The 23,704-nt window shown below is 54.8% G+C and carries 13 protein-coding genes; 2 read left to right on the top strand and 11 right to left on the bottom strand.

Going from position 1 to position 23,704, the window contains the following annotated elements:
- Window positions 1-14: 14 nt before the first annotated feature.
- Genes MMC1_RS15250 through MMC1_RS15235 form a run of 4 tightly spaced genes read right to left on the bottom strand, consistent with a single transcriptional unit; the run spans window position 15 to window position 8,801 of the window.
- Window positions 15-2,870, bottom strand: a complete 2,856-nt coding sequence (locus tag MMC1_RS15250; protein WP_143711437.1) for a tetratricopeptide repeat protein — start codon at window positions 2,868-2,870, stop codon at window positions 15-17.
- The gene (locus MMC1_RS15245) at window positions 2,867-5,572 is read right to left on the bottom strand and encodes a tetratricopeptide repeat protein (protein ID WP_011714531.1); all 2,706 of its coding nucleotides are present in this window, start codon (window positions 5,570-5,572) and stop codon (window positions 2,867-2,869) included. Before MMC1_RS15245 ends, MMC1_RS15250 begins: the two co-directional genes overlap by 4 nt.
- Entirely contained in the window at window positions 5,569-7,956 is a 2,388-nt protein-coding gene (locus MMC1_RS15240) for a polysaccharide deacetylase family protein (protein WP_011714530.1), read from the bottom strand. The genes MMC1_RS15245 and MMC1_RS15240 overlap by 4 nt, the downstream gene beginning before the upstream one ends.
- Entirely contained in the window at window positions 7,953-8,801 is an 849-nt protein-coding gene (locus MMC1_RS15235) for a glycoside hydrolase family 191 protein (protein ID WP_011714529.1), read from the bottom strand. Before MMC1_RS15235 ends, MMC1_RS15240 begins: the two co-directional genes overlap by 4 nt.
- Before the next feature lie 798 nt (window positions 8,802-9,599).
- On the opposite strand from MMC1_RS15235, the gene MMC1_RS22410 reads away from it, so the two are divergent.
- Together MMC1_RS22410 and MMC1_RS20475 are read left to right on the top strand one after the other, a co-directional pair.
- On the top strand, window positions 9,600-11,639 hold the full coding sequence (locus tag MMC1_RS22410; RefSeq protein WP_011714528.1) for a sensor domain-containing diguanylate cyclase: 2,040 nt from the start codon (window positions 9,600-9,602) through the stop codon (window positions 11,637-11,639).
- A 224-nt stretch (window positions 11,640-11,863) separates the two neighbouring features.
- Window positions 11,864-15,268, top strand: a complete 3,405-nt coding sequence (locus MMC1_RS20475; protein ID WP_011714527.1) for an EAL domain-containing protein — start codon at window positions 11,864-11,866, stop codon at window positions 15,266-15,268.
- Here the strand turns inward: MMC1_RS20475 and arsJ are convergent.
- The 7 genes from arsJ to leuA form a co-directional block, all read right to left on the bottom strand.
- Window positions 15,259-16,470 carry an organoarsenical effux MFS transporter ArsJ gene (gene arsJ, locus MMC1_RS15220; RefSeq protein WP_011714526.1) on the bottom strand — a complete coding sequence of 404 codons (1,212 nt, stop codon included), beginning with the start codon at window positions 16,468-16,470 and terminating at the stop codon, window positions 15,259-15,261. The two genes, MMC1_RS20475 and arsJ, sit on opposite strands and share 10 nt — an antisense overlap.
- Window positions 16,471-16,558: 88 nt before the next feature.
- The gene (locus tag MMC1_RS15215) at window positions 16,559-17,560 is read right to left on the bottom strand and encodes an ArsJ-associated glyceraldehyde-3-phosphate dehydrogenase (protein ID WP_011714525.1); all 1,002 of its coding nucleotides are present in this window, start codon (window positions 17,558-17,560) and stop codon (window positions 16,559-16,561) included.
- A gap of 229 nt (window positions 17,561-17,789) precedes the next feature.
- Window positions 17,790-18,152, bottom strand: coding sequence for a metalloregulator ArsR/SmtB family transcription factor (locus tag MMC1_RS15210; RefSeq protein WP_011714524.1), 363 nt, complete (start codon window positions 18,150-18,152; stop codon window positions 17,790-17,792).
- A gap of 346 nt (window positions 18,153-18,498) precedes the next feature.
- Window positions 18,499-19,173: a pseudouridine synthase family protein gene (locus MMC1_RS15205; protein WP_011714523.1), complete on the bottom strand. Its 675-nt coding sequence runs from the start codon at window positions 19,171-19,173 to the stop codon at window positions 18,499-18,501.
- Complete coding sequence (locus tag MMC1_RS15200) at window positions 19,170-20,531, bottom strand: M48 family metalloprotease (protein ID WP_011714522.1); 1,362 nt, start codon at window positions 20,529-20,531, stop codon at window positions 19,170-19,172. Before MMC1_RS15200 ends, MMC1_RS15205 begins: the two co-directional genes overlap by 4 nt.
- A gap of 329 nt (window positions 20,532-20,860) precedes the next feature.
- Window positions 20,861-21,358: an arsenate reductase ArsC gene (locus MMC1_RS15195; protein WP_011714521.1), complete on the bottom strand. Its 498-nt coding sequence runs from the start codon at window positions 21,356-21,358 to the stop codon at window positions 20,861-20,863.
- A gap of 419 nt (window positions 21,359-21,777) precedes the next feature.
- Window positions 21,778-23,457: a 2-isopropylmalate synthase gene (leuA, locus tag MMC1_RS15190; protein WP_011714520.1), complete on the bottom strand. Its 1,680-nt coding sequence runs from the start codon at window positions 23,455-23,457 to the stop codon at window positions 21,778-21,780.
- Between the last annotated feature and the right edge of the window lie 247 nt (window positions 23,458-23,704).

Below are 23,704 nucleotides of genomic sequence, written 5' to 3'. Positions count from 1 at the left end.
TGGGTGCGGTGCCATTAAAAACGAAAACGCAAATACCAGCTAAAGCTCTCGGTGCGTCCAGCAACGCCGTTGGAGCTGCTTACCGACCCCTGCAAACGTAGGCCGGTTTCTAAATCAGCCAAGGGTTCATAGACCAGCCCAATCTGCCAAGCTGGCCCCTTGGCTTTGGTTAGCCGATCATAGGAGTAACCCACCGACGCGTCATAACGCAGATAGTCGGTAAGCGGCTCATACCAGCCAAAATTAAGGCTGTGGGTTTCGCGATCATCAATGGGGAACAGATAAAAGAGGTTCCCTCCGGCATCCTGGCGCTGCGCTTTGCTCTTTTCGTCGACATACTCCTTCTCCACCGTGTAGGAGATCTCCTGATTGGGGCGTTGCAGCAGGTCGTAGCGCAGCGAACCCGAGAGAATAATCGACTCCACCGCATTTTCATCCGTTTCAAACCCATAGCGGTTAACCGAGCCGGTCACAATGGAGCGCCAACTGTTGGGCCAAAAATCCAGCCGACTAAGCTCCAACTTAGAGCGGTGTCCACCATCGGCCAATGAGAGAGCCAGCCCCTCATACATCGCCCGATAGCTGGCCTGCAAGGTGGTGCGGCTGCTAAAGGGGGTGATCCAGATCTGGGTCGCCGTAACCCCAAGGCCGCCCTTGTTGGCATGCTGAAGTTCCAGTTCGGCACGGTCGCCATGGTCATAGTCGTAGCCCATGCTCAGCGCTTCTTGCCACCAGGACTCTTCGGCCCGGATGGCGGTGGTGCCGTCGCTCCTGAGTAGGTTGTCGATGGACACCGAGCCATGTTTGGCCTGTAGGGTCATATCCCAGTGGTGGCGAAAAGTGTGGTGATAACGGCTGTAGCTGCTAACCTGTCGCTCATTACTGGTGCTGGTGTTTTTATAGGTTTGACCCACATCCGCCCAATCCCCATGGGTGTAAATCTGGTTGGCCTTGGCGTAGATAATGTTGAACTCGCCAGGGGCCTGCTCCAAACCGCGATCATACAGCGCCACCGCATGACGCCAGCGGCCTAGATCTTGTTCAAGATTGCCCTGCTCGGCAAGAAATTCCGTATTGGTCAAATCCTCGGACAATAAGCCGCTCATACGTGCCTTGGCCGAATAGAGCGCCCCTTCCTCACGCATCGCCTTGGTTTGCAGATAACGCAGGCGAGACTCAGTCTGGGCGCGGCGCTCATCCCGTTCAGGCTCTGGCGGCGGACGGGAGATGCCGATGATCATGCTCTGACCATCGACCACGACATCAAAATTCGTGCCTGCCATGCTGGCACGCACCAGCAAAGTGTCATAACCATAACGCACATCGCCCAACCAACCGGTTAGTTCAGCAAGGGCCTTATCCAAATCCTTGGGGTTAAAGGGGGCATTAAAGCGCAGCAGCGCCTCCTTGCCCGTGACCTGTTTCTCAAATTGAATGGGCTCCGGCCAGATCAACACCAGTTTGGCGTGATCATTAGACTCAATCTGTCCCGCAGCGATAACCTGTCCGCTGGCTCGGGCTTGTTGAATCATCTCCGCATAGGGGCCGTCGCCCAACCCTAGTGGCAAGGGGGGCGCAGGCATGTTGGCAAGGGCCTCGTTCAACCAATCCGCATGGGTTGGGGCGCGGCCTTCAGGAGGTGTCAACCCGGTGGCGGGGGCAATAGAAGCGCTCATCTCCAGCTTGTTCTCCAAGCTGCGCCGCCGGGGGGGACGGTCCAAGGGGGCATCCTGGGCGTGGCTCTGCCCCGCACCCGGCTGAGCTGGGGTTGCTCCACGGGCCGATTGTAGCTGGATGGCTGGAGTGGTGTCGTGGCGGTCCACCGGTGGCATCGAGCCGGTGGGGCTGGGCAACATCGGTAGAGCCTGCCCGGAGGGGGATGCTGGCCTGAACGGTTGCGGGGGCGTCTGCTGTAATAGACCTGGATTGGGCCGTTGTGCAGGGGGCTCGGGTTGCTTGCCACGTGCAGGCATCATGGGTTGCAGGGGTATGCCCATGCCCAGCGGCAAAGCGGGCATGGGGTCGATATCATCCTGCTCGGTATCGCGGGCAGCGCGTGCATGGGGTAGGGCCATCGAGCGTTGGGGCGGGGGCTCCATCAGCGTGGCAGGATCTTCCAACTGAGCCAACTCCACCACCGGAATGTCCGACAGCGCCTGCTCATCCATGGGGCGTATGCCCATGTTCTGCATGGATTCCCCTAAAGCATGGGGGGGGCCTTCCGCCGGTGCATCCATCGGGACCATCTCGATGGTGGGAATACCATCATGAAAAACACTTGGTCCAGGCCGTTGCATGCCCCGTGGAGGAGGCGCATAGCGGCTTATGGGGCGCATCATCTGTTGGTCAGAGAGGGTGAGTGCCGCCAAGAGGCGCCCCCCCGTGGGGCGTTCGTCGGCAAGGCTCGCGACCGTTTCCCGAAAAATTTCAGCCTGTTGGGGTGCTGGTGTCAGCAGCGTCATCTCTACCGTTGCGACGGGCTGCTGCATCATCTCCTGAATCCAGGAGTAGTAACTGGGCAGGGTAGTGGGAAAATCAATGCGCCTACCTTGGCGCTCATCAATGAGCGAGACCAACTGCGGCCCCCCTTCTGGCACATTAAAAATGGGCCGTTGTAGCGCTTTTTCCAAAGAGATCGGCGGCACCTGCGGACTCTGACGCTCATCGACCAACAGAGGGTTGTTGCTCAATCTCTGGGGGGCGCGCCAAAGGAGTTGTTTCGGGCCGTGTGGAGGGGGGGTGGTTAGGGTGCTTTGGGCATGGGGCGCCGATTGCGAGACCAGCGGTAAGCCGGTCATGCAGACTCCTACAAACAGTCCAGCCATACGTTGCAGTCGGCTAAACCGTGCTGATTGCCCCAAAAGGCTCATCGCACACCCATCTCCCGCATGATGTTCCCTGCCTCTTTGACGTGGCCTGCGAGCAATAAAAGCTCAACATAATCGGCCCTTAAAAATGGGTTGTCTGGCTGCTCTTTGATTAACTTAGCGTACTCTCGCAAGGCCAGAGCATGCTCCCCCATGCGTTGATGAATGCGCGTGCGGGTCATGCGAATCGAAAAAGGCTGCTCTTTTAATTGCGCGATTTTCTCTAAAGTGCGCAGATAAAAGGGCTTGGCTTGCTCCAGCCGGTTCATGGAGTAGTAGACCTCGGCCAGATAAAAGCTGGTCTCATAGTCCCCCTCATAGTGGGCCAAAAAGCGGCCCAAATATTTTTCCACCACCTCCCACTTGCCATCAAAGAAGGCCATATAGCCCAACCGCTTTAAGGCCACCTCATCCAAGGGGTCACGATCCAATACCAAGTTAAAACAGTAGCCCGCATCGGCAGGCAGGTTCTCCTGCTCGGCGCGTTTGGCTAAGTCATGGAGTCGTTCAATGGATTGGGCCACATCCGCTTCCCGGCGGATCACCTCACCCATACGTTGTTTTTTATTCAACGTGGCTAGGATCAGGAGATAGGCATCGGTAAAGGCGGGGTCCGTTCCCGCCGCCGGGGCACGTGGCGCTGCAAGGCGTAGCGCATACGCTGCTGCCCCGGATTCTACCAGATGAGTCAGCCATCCAGGTAACGCTTTTTGGTCGCCATGGCTGGCTTGTTCGGCCATCCACTCGATATACGCCTGTTTGGGTCGCGGCCCCCAGATGTAGCGTAGCGAGGCCATGGTGGGGCTGTTGGGTCCCTCCTTGGCGCTCAACTGCATAAAGGTTTGCACCGCCTCCTCACGATTACCCACCTCAAGTGCCATGAAAGCCAGTGCCTTACGATCTTCATCCCCCAGCTTGGGGTCGTCCATGCGCTGGGCTAAATAGTGGGCCAGCTCAGCCTGCACCGATTTATCCCCAGCGGCCCAAACCGCCATTAATACCTGCCCATAGAGCCCCTCTTCAGCCTCGCTCTGGGCGGGTCGCAGGCTCTGTATCAGGCGTAGCGCTTGCCCAGGCTGTTTATGGGCAAGGGTGGCATTGACCAAGGTAAGTCGGTTTTCACGAATGGGGTCCAATTGCACCAGCCGTTGGGCACCCCTTACCCCCAGTTCACCAAGCTGCCGTTCAATGGCCAAATAGGTAATGTCGGCTACCAAGTTGCTGGGCAAGTTTTCTACATGGCTTTTAAACCAATGGCTCACTTCCTCAATCTGGCTGTTTTGGCTAATGGCCATCAACGCCCATGCCGCCTGTACCGCAGGCTCCTGGCGCTGGCTGCGCAACACATCAAACATGGCCAAGCCCTGTTTGTCGCCCTTGGTGCGCAGGATAAACCCTGCCAGATCATAAAGCAGCCAAGGGGGCGTGCGTGGGTCGGGGGCGAGCACTTGGATACGCTCCAACGCCTCAGCTTGCTGACCGGTGCGCATCATCAACGCCGCTAGCCGTAACTTGCGGTCCACCGGCAGAGTGTTCTGGCGCTTGGCCAGTTCAATCCATTTGAGCGCTTCTGCCGGACGCTCCAAGGTCAAGGCAAACTCACCCGCTAACACGGGGTGCGCCTGTAAAAAAGAGTCACTCAAATAGCTATGCAACCGCTTGGCCAAATCTGGTTTTTTTAATTCCATGGCCGCCGCGATCAGATTAATGGCCAACCACTCCGGCAGCACCTTTTCGGGCATGGCGAGCGCGACGTCAAAGGCGTAGTCAATCTCTTTGCGCTGTAAGGCTAGATCGGCCAATTGCGCCACAAGCTCATGGCTTAATCCTTGAGCTTGATAGCGTTTTTTTAGTAGCGTATAGGCCTGTTCCCCTGCGCCAACGGCGGTGGCCAACTCGGCCCATTTGGCCAGCAAACGGGCATGCTTGCTCACCTGCTCCACATAGGGATTAATGAATTCCCAAGCGCTGCGAAAGCCAACGCCATAATGGAACTGTTCGGTGTAGCGTAGCGCATGATCTGGGTCAAAACGCTCATCCAACCACGATTTGCTCAAAGTCTGCGCCTGCTGTAGTCGATCAGCCAACAGCAGCAGGTCCAACAGCAGCTCCTTTTCATCCTCCCTAAGGAAAAGATGTTTCTCTTCACGGAGCCTTAGCATCACCTCCACCGCCTCGTCATAGCGCTTTTTGGAGGCGAGCATGCGCGTTAGATCCCCATAAGGACGGGTGTCTTCGGGGTAATACTTGATAAGTTGATAGAGCACATCAATCTGGCTGTCATGCATGCCCCGTTGGTTGTAGAGGCGTGAGAGTCGAATTAAGGCATCCTTGTCTGGGGTTTTTTTGACGATCGCTTCCAAATTACGCAGATATTCGGTGGGGCGCTGCGCATATTGGTAGTAGGTGTTGAGCAGCTTTTGCGCTTCGATATTTTCGGGACGACGCTTTAAAAAATCTTCCAGCAGCTTGACAGCTTTATCCACTTGGCCATTCTGTAAATGGAGCTTTGCCAAGGGTAGGACGGCACTGTCGGGCATCTCTTTGCTGGCGTCAACAAAGGATTCTAAATAACCTTGAGCCGTATCAAAATCTTTATCTTTCAAATACATCAAGGCCAACACTTCATCATTTGGCAGCATGAGTGTCGATAGCGCCACGCCAAGAGAGACCAAAAACAACATGGTCAACAGGTAGCGTATCATGCGGCATCCTGTTGGGTGTGGGGGCTATTGGCGGCGGGCTGCAAGGGTTGGCCCAACTCAATGGAGATGGTGACGCCATCAATGGCTCGTGCCGGCAAACTAAAATGCAGAATACCCAAAGCGTCGGTCTGCACCTGCACCTCTTCGCGCCAGTTCTGCGCAGGGGTCTCCATGGTGATGTAGTAGAGCCCCGGTTGGCTCATTTTCCAACGCATTTCCCCCTCGCCAAAGCCACGTGCCGCAAAGCGCAACTGAGCATCCCCCTCGCGTTGAAGCTTGGAGACCCACCAACGGGCGTCAATCAAGTAGGGCATTTTGGCGTCAGTGATGCGGTGTGGGGTGGTGTTTTCCGCCAACGCGATGATGGGCTTATCGACACTGCTATCCAGCGCGACATAGAGACTGCCCTGATAATGACGGTAGCCAAGCACGCCCTGTGAACGGGGCATGTCGACCACCTTTAGTGAGGCGTCATCAAAGCGTAACGTGCCAAGATTGCCATGATTTTCGACCCGCCATAAGTCGGGACCCTCGCTGTAGAGGCGTGCCACCATGGCCCCAGCGGTAATGCTAGCAAACTGGCTGGTGGTGACCGGGGTTAAGGAACGGGAACGGGCATAGTCCAGGTTATGGCGCAGCGCCTTGAGGCTGGCAACCCGTTCTCCACTATACATATGGTAATAAATATTCATGGGCTGGAGACGTCTGGGGGTCTCGGTGTTTTTAAAGGTTTCCACCAGATGCATGAAACCAAAAAAGCGGTCGGTCCATAGATCGGTGTAGGTGTTTTCGTTACTGGCCGAGGCGTAAATCTGCACCTCGTCGCCCACATAGCGGCCAAAGGGACTTAGCCATGCCACCGAGGGATACTCGGGATCAAAGCGGCTATCGCCGCCATTAAGGTTTTGCACCCCCGCTTCGCGGGTTTGTCGTACGGCCGCTTCAAAGGGTACGCAATTCCCTGACCATTGCAGCACCTCGACACGTTTTTTTGCGGGCAGCAGCGTGTTAATAAAATCAAAGGAGCCCTGGATCTCTAGGTTAAGGTCAAAGGGCTTGACCGCAAAGGCACGGGGAATATCGTAATGGTTAAAGAGTTGAAGGGTCTCTTTTTTAGCCTGTTCATTCTTTTTGCGTAGGGCTCTTGCGGCAACCTGTTTCCAACCCTGAGAGTCCGGTGTGGCCGAGGCTTCATTTTTGCGTAACCCTACCGAGCGCAACAGATAATCCACCATGTCGGTTTGGTCCCGTTGCGGGTAAAGATGCAAAAATGGGAGCTCGGCTTCGGGGTCAGGATTTTCAAAAAAGCTCCACTGAAGAGGATGGCTGTAGGTATGGCTACCGGCCTCCACATGTTTATAAGAGAAGATCTCTCGGGCGGTCTTAATAAAGGTAGGGCGGCCAAACCAGGTCGGGTCGAGGTCCGCCACCACCGGGGCCACCGTAACCGGTAGGTCGGGATACGCTTTGACCACCTCTTCTAAAATAACATCCGAGACATAACGCATCCCCTTGCGTTGGTATTTTTTAATGCGGGTTTCACTGCGCCAAGCATCGCCATCAATGTGGCTGTAAAAGATGCGTCGTCCAGAGAGGGTGGTGTGATCCGGTTTGGGCATCGCTTGGGTGGCAAAGGCGTCTCGAAAAAAGCGGAAAGGGTTGAGATACCACTGGCGAAAAATCTCTTCTTCATTACTCAAATAAAAGGCATACCCTTCGGCCACATACCCCCCATTTTTTGTGATAGCGGCCAGAATATGCGGGGGGGCATCGCTCCCTTTTAACTTCGCAGTGAGGAGTGGGCGTACATCTTTACGCACTTTATAAATGGGCTGGTATTGCGCCAAAGTGCCTTGATAGTCCCGCTCATAGGGTACAATACTTGGATCATCATAGGTGAGTTCTAGGTTGTGGGTGGCGCTCAGCCAATCTTGGTCGGTCGCCAGCCCCAGCATGTTCCAAAAAGTTTTTAACAGACGCTGGGGGGCCGGTTTGTCGTGAATGTCGTTGTTAAAGACCAAGGGACCTATTAAAACAAGCCGCTTGCCGGCGCGCATGGCACGAATGCACCACTCTAAAAAGGCGGCGGGGTCTTCGAGTAGCGGATTTTCAAACCAGAGTAAAATTCCCCGGACGTGGGGCATCTTGTGCAGATCTGGCAGCCCCCCTTGGATGGGGAGATGACGCAGGGTGAGGCCCAGATGGTTGAGGGGCTGCTCAGCATTTTGGTGGGCTGGGGTAGAGAAGTAGCCCAACTCGTTTTCTGCATTATAAAAGGTTAGGATAACCCGTTTTTCTTCCTCGAACAGAGCGAGTGCCGGGTGCGCCAAGGTGCAGACCCAGAAGAGAATCCATAGTTGTAACAGCGGGTGTTGGCGACTCATGGCTCGTCCACCAATTGATCCAGAAGATGGGTCGCAACGTAGGGTGTAAAACCATTGTTGCGCTGGGTGGTGTAGATGGAGGCAATTCCTGCACGGTCTTGGGGGTCCCAATAGTCCAGGGTAAATATTTGTAAATGGGGCGCACCTTGTTGGAGCTTTTTCAGAAATTGCACCTGGGCAGTATAGCTGGCTTGTGGCACAAGAGTGTAATTTTTATCAATAAAATTATATTGGCTGTAAACCGATTCGCCCAGGACCATGTTGATCTGGGTTTGAATATCAGACAGGATCGCATAACCACGATTGACCATGATTAATATGTCTGGGTAGTGCAAACGAATGGCGTGGACCAAATTGATGGCCGCTTGGGTCATGCCCTTAAAGCGTTTTGGGTCTTGTTGTTCCAAATAGGGGGGATTGTCGAGGGTGTCGATGAAAATGCCCTGAAACCCCTGGCGTAAAATATCTGGAATTAACTTTTCCAGTACCCGCTTGGCCCATAGATGGCTGCGCACATCGACAAAATAACTGCCAGGCCAAAATTGATTTTCCTGCAACACAATGCCCTGCGCCTTAACCTGGGCAAAATAGTCACGATGGGAGCCTACCTCACCCAGGCTAAGGTAGCCAAGCAGGGTTTTACGTCGTTCAACCAGTGGCGCGAGGGCAGGGTGATAGCTGCTATCTAACACCACCAGTTGATAGGGTGTGAAGGCCTCGGTTGGAGCTAAGTCGGCATAGTAGACCGCCCAACGGTTAAACCGCTCAGCGGGCGCAGCATGGGCTGTTGAGAGAAAGACCAGTGCCTCACAGAGTATCATGATGGCAAGCATGGTGGCGCGCATGGGTCTTAACCTATTTCCGTGGACCAAAAAAAGGGCGGCATGATTGGGTAAAAAACGCTTTAACAAACGTGTCAGGATTGAGGTAACGCATCTCTTGTTCTATGGCATGCCGATGCTATTTAGGGCGTGTCGGCACAGCCCGCTTGCAAGCGGCTAAGCGCGTTCCAACCCATGCATCGTACACGCCACACCGGCTTGTGTGACTTAAATGGCATGAGGCGCATGTCCGTTATGACCAAAAAATAGTACAGCAAGGGGGGTAATGAATTTTGCTAGGGTAACCGTAAGGGTTGAAAAGCATACAGTCGTCAACGTGGTCTCTTTAATAGCCAACTTAAGGGCGAAAGGGAAGTAAAACCGAAAAATTGGGTTAAAATATTGTATAATCACAAAATCTTACAAATTTTAAGCAAGATGTTACGAGACAGTGGCATGTTTTTTTGCGGAACGGGTACAAACCGGCGGCATGCTTATTCTGCCAAGGGCGCACCCGTTTTTGTTGGGCGGGGAGCATGGCTGGGTAGGCGCGCCTTGCTCGGGGCCTTATGTGTAAAGGGGGCAAGGGGAGAACGAGATGTTTGGTGAAGGGTCGTCGGTCATGGTGTCGGGGAAGCGTAAAATTCATAACCCGTCAGTCAACATAAAGGTAGCGTAAAGGATAGAGAGTTCGTAACATAGTGTAGCGGTTTTATGCACGACAGCTGGCTTGGCAGATTTCCCATCCAGACAGCGCAGGTGTGGGTGTCGGAAAGAGGGGGGGATTTCCGTTACACCATCAAGCGGGGTGTAGGTTTTGTTATGGAAAAACCAGCGATAGACCGATCCGCAAAAAAGGTTATTAGGTCTGCCAGCCAAATATTGGGCTGGCGGCTAAAGCCCCCTTTTACCCTGAAAAGCATCATCCACCACCACTATCTTAGCTCGGCGCTGTTCCCTATATTAGCCATCGATCTGGTTTTGTTGGTGCTCTATTTTGGTGTGACAGGCTATCTATCCAACCACAATGGCGCGGCATTGCGGCAAATTGCACTGACCAATTTGCACGGATTTATGCTGCAAGAGGCCGAATATTTGAACCAGCGGCTCTCTGAAATTAGCCGGACCGCGCGGATTTTGCAGGACCAACAGAGCCGTTTTTTCCAGATGAGCCCTTGGCAAAACCTCACGCTGCCCAATGGCGAGCCCCGCTTTGCGGTACATGCCAATGGGGTCTTTTATAAGGAGGAGGATAATGGTGGCAGTAGCCTCTACTATGCGGCCACCACCAATATTGGGGAGGTGGAACGGCGCAAGGCGCGCGCGACAGAGTGGTTGGACCCTATGCTTAAACAGGTGGTGGAGAGCCAACCGCTGGTGGCTCAGGCTTACCTGAATACTTTTGATAATATGAACCGACTCTACCCCTTTCTATCCGATGCCCCAGGCATGTTTGGGCCAGAGTTAAATGTGACAAGCTATAATTTTTACTATTTGGCCGATGCGCAGCATAACCCCTCGCGTAATCCGGTATGGACCACCACCTATCTGGATCCTGCGGGCAAAGGTTGGATGGTCTCCTGTGTCGTACCTATCTACAGTGGCAATCTGCTGGAAGGGGTGACAGGGTTGGATGTGACGATTCGGGATTTTGTCACTCATGTGCTGGCTTTGCCGTTACCTTGGTCCGGTAGTGCATTTTTGTTGGATGAGCAGGGTAGTATTCTTGCAATGCCACCCAAGGTTGAGGTCATTTTAGGGCTTAAAGAGCTTAAAGATCACGACTATAAACAGACCGTGGACCGGACCATGTTACGCCCTGCATCCTATAATATCTTGAAACACGCCGATCCTATGGTGCAACAGCAGTTTCACAAGTTGCTTGGTGAAGGGCAAGAGCAGGGTGTATTGGTAAGCAAAGGTGAGCGGTATTTGATGGCGCACCGAAAAGTACCATTGACAGGCTGGCATTTGGTCACGTTGGTGGATGAGTCGGTGTTGCTGGCCTCCCAGGATGCCTTGGCCAGCTTGATGTTGCGCATTGGGCTATGGGTTGGCACGGCTGTGGTGGTTTTTTATGGGCTGTTTTTTATCTATCTTAGCCGTAAATCCTTACGCTTGGCCGGGGTAATCGCGCAGCCTTTGCTGCATTTGGCGCAGCAGGCTAAGCAGGTCGAGGCTCAGCAAAGTGGTGTGACATTGGCACCGGTTGGCGTGATGGAGGTGGACAGCCTAAGTGAAAGCTTTAATAGAATGGTGCAAACCGTGCAACAGCGTACAGAAAAGCTTGAAAGTACGCTCATTGAGTCGCAACTTCATGAAGAAAAAGCCAAACTTTATGCCAGTCAGGTCAGCACCGATAGCCTGACCGGATTTTATACCACAAGCGAGATTGCGGTTTTTGCCCAGCGTGAAATAGCCCGAAGTCGTCGTTATTATCAACCTTTCAGCTTGTTGTTGGTTAAGGGCGTACGGTCTGACTTAAGCCAAGAACCACACGCTTATGGGGCGATGGCTTGGCTGAAAAATCTCGCTGAAGCACTGGACGAACAGTTGCGGGAGATTGATCTGGTTGGGCATTGGGGGGATCGCTTTTTGTTGGTGTTATTGCCCTCTACTGAACTTGGGCAGGCCGCACAGTTAGCCAAGCGTTTGCAGGATGATTTAAGCCAACGGATGATGGAGGATCAAGAGGCCTTCCAACTGAACATTGTTGTGGGTCAGTTGGGAGACGAAACCGAGCTGGAACCCTTGTTGCAAAAGTTTCTGGATGGGCTGGCCAGTGATGCAAACGCACCTGAGCGACGGACTGTGGTGCTACAGATGGGTAGAGCGGTGCCGTTATCAACATATTTAAAGTAGAGGGCCTGTGGCCCGTTGGCAGGGGTTAGGCTGGATTCTTTCTCTTTCCGGCGTCCACATGCCGGATAGCCCTGTTGCAGGGCAATCGGTGGTCATGTAAGTAACGCGATAAACCGATGGCGAGCAGAGATTAGCCGATTCCCCCTTGTCGATTAGGGCGGATGGCGCAATGCTCGCCCACCCAAGCAGGCCCGCGTAGGTTTAAAATTGGGGCAATAAACCGCATGAAAAGTTTAACCCATAAGCTGGTGATCTTTGTTAGCGCTCTGGTGGTGGTCGTGGTGGCCATTTCTGGCTGGTTTGCCTATGAGCAGACCCGACATTTGCTACTAGAGCGCGCGCTCCCGTCGCTGCGGGCAAAGGTTGAAGCATCCATGGGCGATTTTTTAAAGCCCTATGCCGCCGCTCATGGCCCGTTGCAACTGTTGGCGACAGCGCCTTCCATGCAGGCGTTGCTGCGGGCAAAACTGGCGATGGATGTAGACCAGCAAAAGACTCAAGTTCTCCTGAGGGATGTGGAGAACTTGTTGCAAAACTATATAAAATTTTACCCAGACACTTGGCAAATCCGTCTGGAAGGCGTCGCCACAAACGGTGCGGCTTGGTTGATAGTGGTACCCGCTGGCGCGCAGCCAATCGCGGTGGTAGAGGATAAACTGGGACAAACCAACCAGGGTGGTGAGCCTGAGGCGTCGCCCTTGCGCGCGGGAGAGGTGCGCTATTCCGCCATTGAAAGCGATATCTCCCAGGGCGCTGAGGGAAAGCCCTCTCAAGCAGGTCTAAGCATGACCCTGCGGGTGGATTATGCGGGTCAGCCAGCAGCTCGATTGGTTGTATATCAAAAACTTACGCATTCTTTGGAACAGCTTCGCGGCGCTTTGGCGGGTGCCGGTCAACTCTACGTGGTGGAGCCCCGTCATTTTAGGTATGTTGTCCATCCAGATCGGGCAAAACAGCTTGGACAAACCCTCGGCACGGTTTGGGGATTAAGCGAAGAGTTCCCTCTGCTGGCCGAAGGCTTGGCCGCCTTACAATCGGTGCAGACTGGTGGCCGTTCGCTGCAACGGGAAGATGGGGAACACTTGGTGCATATGGCTTGGTACACCGTGGGCCAAGCTGGCCGTGGGGCGGATGTGGGGGTTATTTATCGCCTACCACGACAAGCGGTGCTGGGCGCTTTTGATGCGCTTGTCCAGCGTAGCTTGTGGATCAACTTGGCGTTGGTGATGGTTGCGCTGTTGGGCAGTGCCCTGTTTGCTGGTTCGGTAACAAGACCATTGCGCCATCTTGCGCAGGTAATCTCCGGTTATGGTCGGGGAGAACATCTACCGCTGCAATACACAGAGCGTAGTGATGAGGTAGGGCAAATCGGTGAGACCTTTTTGGAGATGCGACAGGCCATTGAAGCCCGAACCCAAGCTTTAGAGGAAGAAGAACAACGGCTTAATTCACTGTTTGAAAGTGCCGTGGATGGCATTCTTATCATTGATGCGAAAGGTATAATCCAACGCTACAATGCCGGTGCGTGCAAGCTGTTTGGATACACCTCTAAAGAAGCGCTGGGGAAAAATGTCTCCCTGTTGATGCAGGATGTGGTGGGACAAGAACATGATCTGTTCATTACCCGCTTTTTGCAAGAGGGTGGCACGCGGGTGGTGGGCAATAGTCGTGAGGTGGAGGCGCGTCATAAAGATGGTAGTGCGCTGCCGGTGCAGCTCTCGGTCAGTCACTTTAAGTATGCCGGGGAGGACTATTTTACCGGTATATGCCACGATCTGCGCCACCAGCATTGGTTGCAGAGTGCCTTGAAAATGGCCAACGATCACTTAGAGAGCCAGGTTGCCGAACGCACCGAGGATCTTACCCAGGCCAATCAGGCACTCCAGCAAGAGGTGGCGGAACACCAACTAACCCAGGCCAAGCTGTTTTTGGTGAATCAAGTTTTTGAAAAAGCACGGCAGGCGATTGTTATTACAGATCATAATAATAAAATATTGGATGTTAATCCCGCCTATGAGGCGTTGACAGGGTTTCAGAAACAGCAGGTCGTGGGTCATGATCCTGCGGTGGGTAAGTCGGGGCGGCACGATCCTGCTTTTTACGCCCGCATGTGGCGCAGCTTGTTGTCAGAAAATCATTGGGAAGGTGAGGTGTGGGATCGCCGCTCCGATGGTTCGATCTATCCAAAATATTTAAGTATTGACCGTGTGTTGGATCGTCAGGGTAGCGTGCTTAACTATGTGGCCATGTTCCAGGATTTAACCGAGCAAAAAGCCACGGAGGAGGAGTTGGAGCGGCTCTCCCACTACGATCCGTTGACGGGCCTGCCCAACCGGGCGCTCTTTCGCAATCGTCTCGAACATGAGTTTTTGGTGGCACGGCGGCATAATCGCAGTGTGGCGCTGGTTTTGATTAATCTGGATCGCTTTAAACAGATTAATGACTCCTTTGGCTTTACGGTGGGGGATCGGTTGCTGGCGATGGTGGCCAAGCGGCTGGAGCAACTGGTACGCAAAACCGATCTGATCGCCCGCCAAGAGAACCGTCAGGAGCGTGATTCGGATACCCTCTCTCGCTTGGGGGGGGATGAGTTTTCCATTATTTTGGCCGAGTTGCGGGCGGCGGAAGACGCCGCCATCGTGGCCCGGCGTACGGTGGCGTTATTAGAAGAACCCTATGACATCGAGGGGCAGGAGGTGTTTTTGGGCGGTAGCTTGGGGGTCTCTATCTACCCAGAAAATGCCGAGAGTCTAAATGGTATGATCCAGTGTGCCGAACGCGCCTTGGTTAAAGCCAAGGAGGGCGGGCGCAACACCTTCCGCTTTTATTCAGAGGAGATGAACCGCCACAGTGCTGAGCAGGTGCGGTTGGAAACGGAGCTGCGCCGGGCGGTTATGCAGGAGCGCTTTCAACTCCACTATCAACCCAAGCTGGAGATTGCCACCGGTGAGATTGAAGGGGTAGAGGCGTTGGTGCGGTGGCCCCGCAGAGATGGCAGAATGTTCTCCCCCGACGCCTTTATTCCCTTGGCCGAAGAGACGGGTTTGATTGTACCGTTGGGGCGTTGGATCCTTAAACAGGCGTGCGCCGACGTGGTAGCCATCAATGCCCAGCGGGTCCGTCCCCTACGGGTGGCGGTGAACCTGTCGGCGAAACAGTTTCAACAGGAGGATCTGGAGCAGATGGTGTTGGAGGCTCTGGAGGAGACAGGGTTAGAGACCCAACTGCTGGAGTTGGAACTGACCGAGAGTATGATGATGGGGGATGTGGATGAGGCGATCAATACCATGAGCATTTTAAAAGGCTTGGGTTTGACGCTCTCCATTGATGATTTTGGCACTGGTTACTCTTCGCTCTCTTATCTGAAGCGTTTTCCTGTGGATGCCCTTAAGATTGACCAATCTTTTGTGCGGGATTTAGAACGTGATTCGGAGGATGCCGCCATCGTACACGCGGTGTGCAACCTGGGTGAGAGCTTGGGTATGAAGGTGGTGGCCGAAGGGATAGAGACCCAATTGCAGATGGATTTTCTGCGCCAGCTTAATTGTGACACTGGCCAGGGTTATTTTATTGCGCGCCCCATGCCGCTGGCCCAGTTGCAGGATTTTTTGGCGCAACATCAGGGTTGAGGCTGGCTCTGTTCAGGGGCGGGCATGGGGGGTAGGCTGAGAGAGATCAGCCCGGTTGCCAGCAAAAAGGCACTGGATACCCAAAGACAGGCCACTAAGCTGCCCTCGGTATAGACCCAGCCAGAGAGCACCGTGCCCACCAGCCGCCCTCCGGCATTGGCCATGTAATAAAAGCCCACATTCATAGCCACCTTGTCGTGGTCTGCATAAGCAAGGATCAGGTAGGAGTGCAGGGCCGAGTTAATGGCAAACACGGCACCGAACAGGATAAGCCCGGTGGGGATGATGGTTGCCACCGGCCACGGCATCTGCATGCTCAAGGCAATACCCGCTGGGAACAGCGCCAGCAGCAGCGCCCAGACGATGGCGCTGGTGGGGCCTGGGGTGCCGCTGCCCAACAGTTTTGGGGCAATGGCTTGGATGATGCCATAACCGATCACCCAGAGCGCCATGAACCCCCCAACCTGCATCTCTTGCCAATGCAACACCTGGGTCAAATAGACCGGCAGGGCCACCACAAACCAGACATCGCGGGCACCAAACAGAAAAAAGCGGGCGGCTGAAAGGCGGTTGATGGCGGGTTTGTTGGAAAAAATATGTTGAAATTTGGGCTTTTGTGGGGCTTTGCCCAAATGATTGGGCAGCAACCAGTAAGTGAGCAGCAGCACCAGCAGCAGTCCACTGGCTAAAATGATTAAACTGCCGCGAAAGGTAAACAGGTGCAGCAGCAGGGCACCTAAGAAAAAGCCTGCCCCTTTAAGGGCGTTTTTAGAGCCGGTTAGCAGGGCGACCCATTTAAAGAGGCTGGCTTGGGCTCCCTCTTTGACGATACTCTTGACCGAGGCTTTGGCAGACATTTTATTAAGATCTTTGGCGATGCCCGAGAGCGCCTGAGCCAGCATCACATAGGGCACGCTGAGCCATGCCGTGGGTAGGGTCAGCATGGCCAGGGCGACAACTTGTAGTCCCATACCGATATGCATGGTTTTATTGAGCCCAATACGCGCCCCCAGCCAGCCGCCCAGCAGATTGGTGACAATGCCAAAAAACTCGTAGAAGAGGAAGAGGCTGGCGATCTCCAGGGTGGAGTAACCAAGGCTATGAAAGTGCAGGACCACCAACATGCGGATGGCCCCATCGGTCAAGGTAAAGGCCCAGTAGCCCGCCGTAATGACCAGATAGTCGCGCATGGAGGAGGTCATGGGGTGGTTCCTTCCCAATTTAGGGATGCAAAGGGGGAGGCTGCGGGGGTATGCCCCCCGCAGCCAAGATCCATAGGTTACGGGGTCATTATAAGGTGTTGGCGATTTTAAGCGCGAGGTCCATCAAGCGATTGACATAGCCCCACTCATTATCGTACCAAGCCAACACTTTAAGCTGGGTGCCGTCAATCACCATGGTGGAGGGGGCATCGATAATGGCTGAACGCGGATCATTCAGAAAATCCACCGAGACCAATGGCCGCTCTTCATAACCAAGAATGCCGTGCAGATAACTTTCAGAGGCCTCCTTGAACAGGGTGTTGATGGCGCTTTCGGTAACGGGCTTGGCCATTTCAAAGACACAATCGGTGAGGGAGGCATTGAGCAGGGGCACACGCACCGCGACACCGTTGAGTTTACCGGTCAACTCCGGAAAAATTTTGGTGATCGCTTTGGCCGATCCGGTGCTGGTGGGTATGAGGGAGTTGCCACAGGCACGGGCACGGCGCAGATCTTTGTGCCCTTTGTCCACAATGGTTTGGGTGTTGGTGATATCATGAATGGTGGTCATGGTACCGTGTACAATACCAATCTTTTCATGCAGTACCTTGATGACAGGGGCCAAACAGTTGGTGGTACAGGAGGCTGCGGTGACAAGATGGTGCTGCTGGGGCTGGTAGAGGTGATCATTGACGCCGTAGACCAGGTTGAGGGCCCCCTCGGTTGGAGCGGCCACCAACACCTTTTTAACCCCTTGCTCAAAATAGCGCTGTAGGGTGTGGGGCTGTTTGTGGTGTTTGCCGGTGGCTTCAATCACCAGATCGCAGGTTGACCAGTGGTGGGCATCAATATCGGCCACGCTGTGGTAAGGGATGCGGCTATCCTCAATGCAGATCTCCCCCTGTTGGGCCGTGCAAGGGTGTTGCCACCTGCCGTGTACCGAATCAAACTGGAGCAGGTGGGCGGAGCCGTGGGCATCGGTACTGGTCTCGTTAATCGGCCCCCAGATAATGCCTGGGCTGTTCCAGCCTGCCCGTAAGACCAGACGGCCCATGCGGCCAAAGCCATTGATACCTATGGTGACGCTCATCTTAAATACTCCCTTTGCCTCGGTTGCTTGGATGGGTATAGCAGCCTTATTTTAGAGGGTACGTGTGGCTAGCGTGGCACCTGATCTGGGTCGGTATCACCGGCTAACGCAGATTACCCCCTGTGGTGTGCGCGAGGGTATACGCCGGTTGTGACGTAAGTGTGGCGATCAAGCGTAAGCGGGGAAAAGGGTAAAGCATATGGTATATACGTTCAAGTGTATATTATGCTCAGGCCACGGCGGAGAGCGCGGAACTAAATTTTGGGGGTCTATCCATGGTGGCCAACCGCTTAATATCTTGTTCAAGCAGGCTCTGTTCCTGGCACCCACGATGGGAGGCGTGCAGCATCTCTTTAGCCCATTGGGGTAACTCGGGGTGTAGGGCATAGAAGATCCACTGACCATTGCGGCGGCTGGTGACCACATTGTGTTGGCGTAAGAGGGCGAGATTGCGGGAAATTTTTGGCTGAATGGCATCCACAGCTTGGCTTAGTTCGCAGACGCACATCTCGCCTTCAATAAGCAGCAGCATAAGGCAACGGAAACGGGTTTCGTCAACCAGGGATTTAAGAAACTGTTGAGGCGTTAGCATGGGATCAACATCTTTAGCTGGTTAGGTGCGTGGGCGGATTAGGGTAAAGGGTAAAAATTTTCCCCATTATAGGCAGCTTGACGCAGATGAAAACCCTTCAAATATTGATGCCCCCTATCATAGCAACTTGATAACGAAGATTTTTTTGCGTGATAAGGGGGATTGATGGTGCAAGGGATTGTGGTCTATGGCGAGAAAGTTTGGGTTTTTGGCCGTTATGCCGGATAGCGCGACACTGGTTTTTTTCGAGGTGACCTGTGTCGGTAAACGGCTGTCATGCTCATTTGACCAAACCTATCAAAAAAACAGAAGCTGTTGCGCGGCATGGATGAGCACATTAGCCGTTTTAGAAAGGGCGCATCTGCTCCAGAAAGCGCTGTAGATGGGGCGGCGCCGGTGCGGTAAAACTCTGTTGGATGGCACCGTGCAAGAGAATGCGCCGAGCATGGAGATGCATGGGGGGGCCATCGCAGGCCGCGCCACCATAGAGGGGGTCTCCCACAATGGGGCAGCCCATGGCGGCACAATGAACCCGCAGTTGGTGGGTGCGACCCGTTTGGGGCATCAGCGCCAGCAGCGTCTCATTTTGCCCATAACCCATGACCTGGAACAGTGTGCGGCCCCATTTGCCCCCCATCCTAACCTTGACCCGTGGGCGTCCCGGCCAGCCCACATCCTGTAAGGGTAGCTCAATAAGCCCTTGATCCATGAGGGGGCGTCCCTGTACCACTGCCCAATAGAGCTTTTCAACACCACCCTGGGCAAACAGGTTGCTGAGGCTGCGACGCATGCCCTTGTGGCGTCCCAGTACCAAGCAGCCGCTGGTGGCGCTATCCAGACGATGCACGGCGGCGGGAGGCTTGCCGCGCTCAAAACAGAGCTGGGGCAGATGGTCCGCCAGGGTCTCGCCCCCACCCGGTCCGCGATAGATGGGCATGCGGTTGGGTTTGTTGAAGATAAGCAGATCGGCATCCATGTGTAGGATATGCCGCGTTGGATCGCCTGCGTCGAGTAAGCTCATGGTTGGGGATTCGTCTGGCTCCACTGCTGCAACCGCTGCTGAGCGTAGTGGCTGTAGGCGTCGCGGCTGCCGCGACGCAGATAGGCGCGGTAGTAGCGGGCGGCTTCGCTGGGGCGCTGCATATCATCCAAGGCCTTGCCTTGCAAAAAGGTGGTCTGGGGGTTGCCCGGCACGACCCGTTCGTAGGCCAGCAGATCTTCGTGGGCCGCGCTGGGGTTGCCACTGGTCAGGTTGGTGATGGCCGCCACATGCAGTGCCTGGGCTTCATTTGGATAGGAGTGCTTGGCCAGTTCCACATAGCGCTTGGCCCCGCGCGCATCGCCCTTGGCCAGCTGAATTTTGGCCATTTTAACCAGGGCGGTGTAGTCATCTTCGGTGCTTTTTAGGGCCTTGGCCAAACAGGATTCCGCTTGCGAAACTTGCTTGTTTGCAAGGGCGGTGTCGGCCTTTTGGATCCATTCTATGGTGGGTTTTTGGGCCCGAATGGTGGCGGTGTGATCCATGTAACGCGCCCGGTTGTTGGGGGCCGCTTGGTGGTTGCGGTAGCTCTCTTGAAAGCGGCGTTTGGCAGTGGAGAGCCGCTCGCGACTCATGGGGTGGGTGGCAAACATGGTCTCTAGGGCGTTGGGCTTCTGTTTGGATTGGGCACTAAGGAGCTCCATCAACCCTACCATGCCCGCTGGATTGTGGCCGCCCTTGGCCATATACGCCATACCTAAAGCATCGGCTTGGCGCTCATCATCGCGGCTGTAACTGGAGAGTAGCGCTTTCGAAGTGACGCCTCCCAACGAGTTGACCAACATACCAGCGGTCTGACTGTAGTAGCTGCTTAAGTAGCCTATCCCACTCAAACCCAATTGGGTAAAGAGGCTGCGGGTTTGGCGTTGGGCGGCATGCCGTGCGTTAACATGGCCCAATTCATGCCCCAATAGCGCCGCCAGTTCGGCTTCGTTCTGCATCTCCAATAAAATGCCACGGGTTACGGCGGTGCTGCCCGCTGGAAACGTGTACGCGTTGACGTGGGTGGCGTTGACCGCACGATAATTATAGGGCACCTGCGGGCGATGGCTCAGCTGGGCCATCTCTTGGCCAACGCGGGTGAGATAGCGATTAAGCGCCTCATCCTGCACCGCGCCAAAGTCATTGGAAAATTGCTGGGGGGCGTGCTGCCGATCCACCGCCAGCTCCTGGGCGGGGCTCATCAGCATAAGCTGCTGTTCCCCTGTGACCGGATTAACAGAACAGCCGCTCAATAGGGAACTGCTCGCCCAACCCGCCGTGGTAAGGCTAAGCAACCACAGCGTTTCGCGGCGGCTATAGCGGCGGCTTGAAGGGGGTCGTGAAGGGGGGTGAAACATGGTAAAGCTCCCCGATTTAGCGCTTATGGCAACAAGGTATGTGCTCACCTTGCCCCATGATTAAAGGTGCGCGGATGCATAGTAGGTCATCATGTTTGGCTTTTTGTCCATGCTTAGCCTGCGTAGGGGGCCATGCCTGCTGTGGGCGGCTCAGCGGGGCAACAGCTCTGCGTCATAAGGCTTGGCGGTGGCGCCATCCAGGCACAGCCCTGTGGCCCAGGGGGGTTAACGGACAGCCTGAAAGTTTTTTATAGTAGCGTTTTTTTGCCCATAGGCCAAGCGCGGCGTGGCACGCTTGGCCCAGGCAAGGGACGGGATACGACAGGGGCTTAGAGTCGGCCAATATGGATCAATTGCTCTTTGAGGCTCATGTGGTTTAGCCGCTCAAAGGGCAGATTTACAAAGACGCTAATACGGTTGGTAATCATGCGAAAAGTCTCAGCATAGGCAAGGCTTCGCTGCGCCTCATTGCCCTCCACCAGAGCAGGGTCGGGTATGGACCAGTCAATGGCAAGGGGTTGTCCTGGCCAGTTGGGGGTGGGTTCTGCCGCTGTTTTATCGCATAGGGTAAAGGCAAAGTCGATGGGGGGGGGCGCGCTCTCAATAAAAGCAGACCAGCTTTTTGGGCGTAAGACACTGGTATCAAGATGCATTTTTTGCAAAAGCTCTAGGGCGTAAGGGTGTATTTCGGTGCGCGGCTGGCTACCGGCACTATAGCCGCGAAAATGGCCTTTACCCTCACGGTTAAGGATCGCTTCCGCCATTAAGCTGCGGGCTGCGTTGTGGGCGCAGACAAACAGAACATTGTACACACGATCATCGTTCATGGTGGACCTCTTCTAAGGATAAATAAACCTGTTGTTCAAGGCCGGATGAGAGGTGTTTTACCATAAAGGCAGGTTGCTCATGGGGGGCTTATGCCGTTCCGTGGCCTAAGCTGAGCGAATACACTGCACAAGTTTTAGGGTGTTATCGCAACCTAAACACCTAAGGTGTGGCCCGTGCGAATCGCCCGTGCCTCCTTAAACACGTGTGTCTGTTTTGACCGCACCATGACGGCGTAACACGCCTAAGCGCTTAAAAAGCGGTCACTTGGCAGCATAGGCCAAGTGTTTTTGTTGAGAACCATCATAAAAGGAGAATGCGGAAGAGGTGGTGTCAGATTGGTAAAATGTGCATGACTGGCGCATTGCTTAATCCCATAAGCAGCGGGTAGCCCAGGACTACCCGCTGTAGGACGCGCAGATTAGGTTAAAGATGTGGCTAAAGCTCGGTTAATGCTACAGAGCACGGCCTCCAACGCAGAGCGGCTGCTGTCGGTGTGCAAGCCTACCCCAAAGGTCGGCTTGCCACCATTTACGCTGATTTGCACAAAACTAACCGCCTCCGAGTCCCGTCCGGCGGTGCGGGCGTGCTGGTGGTAGTCATGGATCTGGATGGTCATGCTATAAAAGGTCTCCAACGCATTGACCAAGGCGCTCATGGGGCCATTGCCATGGGCTTGCAACGCCTGCACGGTGCCTGCATAACTGACCTGGGCGTGCAGATGATGGCGCTCCTCGGTCTCCTCTCGATGCTCAACATGACCCAGACTCAAGGGGTTTTCCTGCAAGACAAAGTTTTTGAAAAAGAGCTGTTCAATTTCATCGGCCTGTAGCTCCCGGCCCATCTCATCGGTGACAGCCTGGATGACCCGGCTAAACTCCACCTGCATGGCTTTGGGCATGTGGATGCCGCAACGCTCCTCCATAATAAAGGCCATGCCGCCCTTGCCCGACTGGCTATTGATGCGAATAACCGGTTCATAGTGGCGGCCAAGATCCTGGGGATCAATGGGCAGATAGGGTACCGCCCACTGCTGCGCCTGCTCCTGCTTGTGGAGATGTAATCCCTTGCGAATGGCATCCTGATGGCTGCCCGAAAAAGCGGTAAAGACCAGCTCTCCCGCATAGGGCTGCCGGGGCGGGACGCTCATGCCGGTGCAGGCTTCGCTGGTGGCAATAATACGGGGCATCTCCGAAAAATTAAGCCCAGCATCAATGCCCTGGCTGTGCAAATTCATCGCCACCGCCACCACATCGGTATTACCGGTGCGCTCGCCATTGCCAAACAAGGTTCCCTCCACCCGGCCCGCACCGGCCAACATGGCCAACTCGGTGGCGGCCACCGCAGTACCCCGATCATTGTGGGCATGCAGGCTGATAATGATGCTCTGGGGGTCGCTAAGGTGGCTGAGCATCCACTCAATCTGGTCGGCGTAGATATTGGGGGTGGACATCTCCACGGTCGCGGGCAAATTAAGGATCATGGGTTGGGCAGGGGTGGGTTGCCACACCTGCTGCACCGCTTCGCTGATGGCCAACGCAAACGGTAATTCGGTGCCGGTAAAGCTCTCGGGCGAGAACTCCAACACGATTTCGGTCTCGGGAGAGCGCTGGGCATGCTCCTTGATCATCTGGGTGCCTTCAACGGCGACATCAATGATCTCTTGTTGGCTTTTGCCAAACACCACCCGCCGCTGCAAGCTAGAGGTGGGGGTGTAAAGATGCACAATGGCCCGCTTGGCCCCTTGTAAGGCTTCAAAGGTGCGCTCAATTAAGTGGGCGCGGGACTGCACCAACATCTGCACGGTCACATCGTCGGGGATGGCCTTCTGCTCAATGAGATCCCGCAAAAATTGAAAATCATCCCGCGAGGCCGAGGGAAACCCCACCTCAATCTCTTTAAAGCCAATCTCGACCAACAGGTCAAACATGCGCCGTTTGGCTTGAGGTCCCATGGGGTTCGCCAAGGCTTGGTTGCCATCGCGCAGATCGACACTGCACCAAAGCGGCGCTTTGGTGAGGGTGCGGTTGGGCCACTGCCGATTGGCAAGGGCTACAGGGGGGTAGGGGCTATATTTATGAAAGGGCATCGAACCGTTCATGATGCTACTCCTGATTTTTTATGAAGAGATCACTCTATCTCATTGGTTATGTGTCGGACGGCTTGTCGCGCCGCCTGCGTTAAGGGCGTGCGGAAAGGTCGCTAGTCGCGGACCCAAACGGTCAGGGGTCAGACGCCGATCCAAATACAATGAGATGCAGATAGGGTTCACCGTGCCCTCCTGTTGGCAGGTTTATGTGGTCATGCTTGGGGGTGTATCGGTTAAGGTCGATACGCACCTTGGGGTC

This window comes from Magnetococcus marinus MC-1 (assembly GCF_000014865.1).
In the GTDB taxonomy this organism is placed as follows: Bacteria; Pseudomonadota; Magnetococcia; order Magnetococcales; family Magnetococcaceae; genus Magnetococcus; species Magnetococcus marinus.
Note: the sequence above shows the minus strand (reverse complement) of the source record. Positions and strands in the feature narration are given on the sequence as shown.

Bases quoted from the DNA above. Each gene is read 5' to 3' on its own strand.
- MMC1_RS15200 (WP_011714522.1), bottom strand. From the start codon at position 20,531: ATGTTTCACCCCCCTTCACGACCCCCTTCAAGCCGCCGCTATAGCCGC.
- MMC1_RS15205 (WP_011714523.1), bottom strand. From the start codon at position 19,173: ATGAGCTTACTCGACGCAGGCGATCCAACGCGGCATATCCTACACATG.
- MMC1_RS15250 (WP_143711437.1), bottom strand. From the start codon at position 2,870: ATGAGCCTTTTGGGGCAATCAGCACGGTTTAGCCGACTGCAACGTATG.
- MMC1_RS15235 (WP_011714529.1), bottom strand. From the start codon at position 8,801: ATGCGCGCCACCATGCTTGCCATCATGATACTCTGTGAGGCACTGGTC.
- MMC1_RS22410 (WP_011714528.1), top strand. From the start codon at position 9,600: ATGGAAAAACCAGCGATAGACCGATCCGCAAAAAAGGTTATTAGGTCT.
- leuA (WP_011714520.1), bottom strand. From the start codon at position 23,457: ATGAACGGTTCGATGCCCTTTCATAAATATAGCCCCTACCCCCCTGTA.
- MMC1_RS20475 (WP_011714527.1), top strand. From the start codon at position 11,864: ATGAAAAGTTTAACCCATAAGCTGGTGATCTTTGTTAGCGCTCTGGTG.
- arsJ (WP_011714526.1), bottom strand. From the start codon at position 16,470: ATGACCTCCTCCATGCGCGACTATCTGGTCATTACGGCGGGCTACTGG.
- MMC1_RS15240 (WP_011714530.1), bottom strand. From the start codon at position 7,956: ATGAGTCGCCAACACCCGCTGTTACAACTATGGATTCTCTTCTGGGTC.
- MMC1_RS15215 (WP_011714525.1), bottom strand. From the start codon at position 17,560: ATGAGCGTCACCATAGGTATCAATGGCTTTGGCCGCATGGGCCGTCTG.
- MMC1_RS15195 (WP_011714521.1), bottom strand. From the start codon at position 21,358: ATGAACGATGATCGTGTGTACAATGTTCTGTTTGTCTGCGCCCACAAC.
- MMC1_RS15245 (WP_011714531.1), bottom strand. From the start codon at position 5,572: ATGATACGCTACCTGTTGACCATGTTGTTTTTGGTCTCTCTTGGCGTG.
- MMC1_RS15210 (WP_011714524.1), bottom strand. From the start codon at position 18,152: ATGCTAACGCCTCAACAGTTTCTTAAATCCCTGGTTGACGAAACCCGT.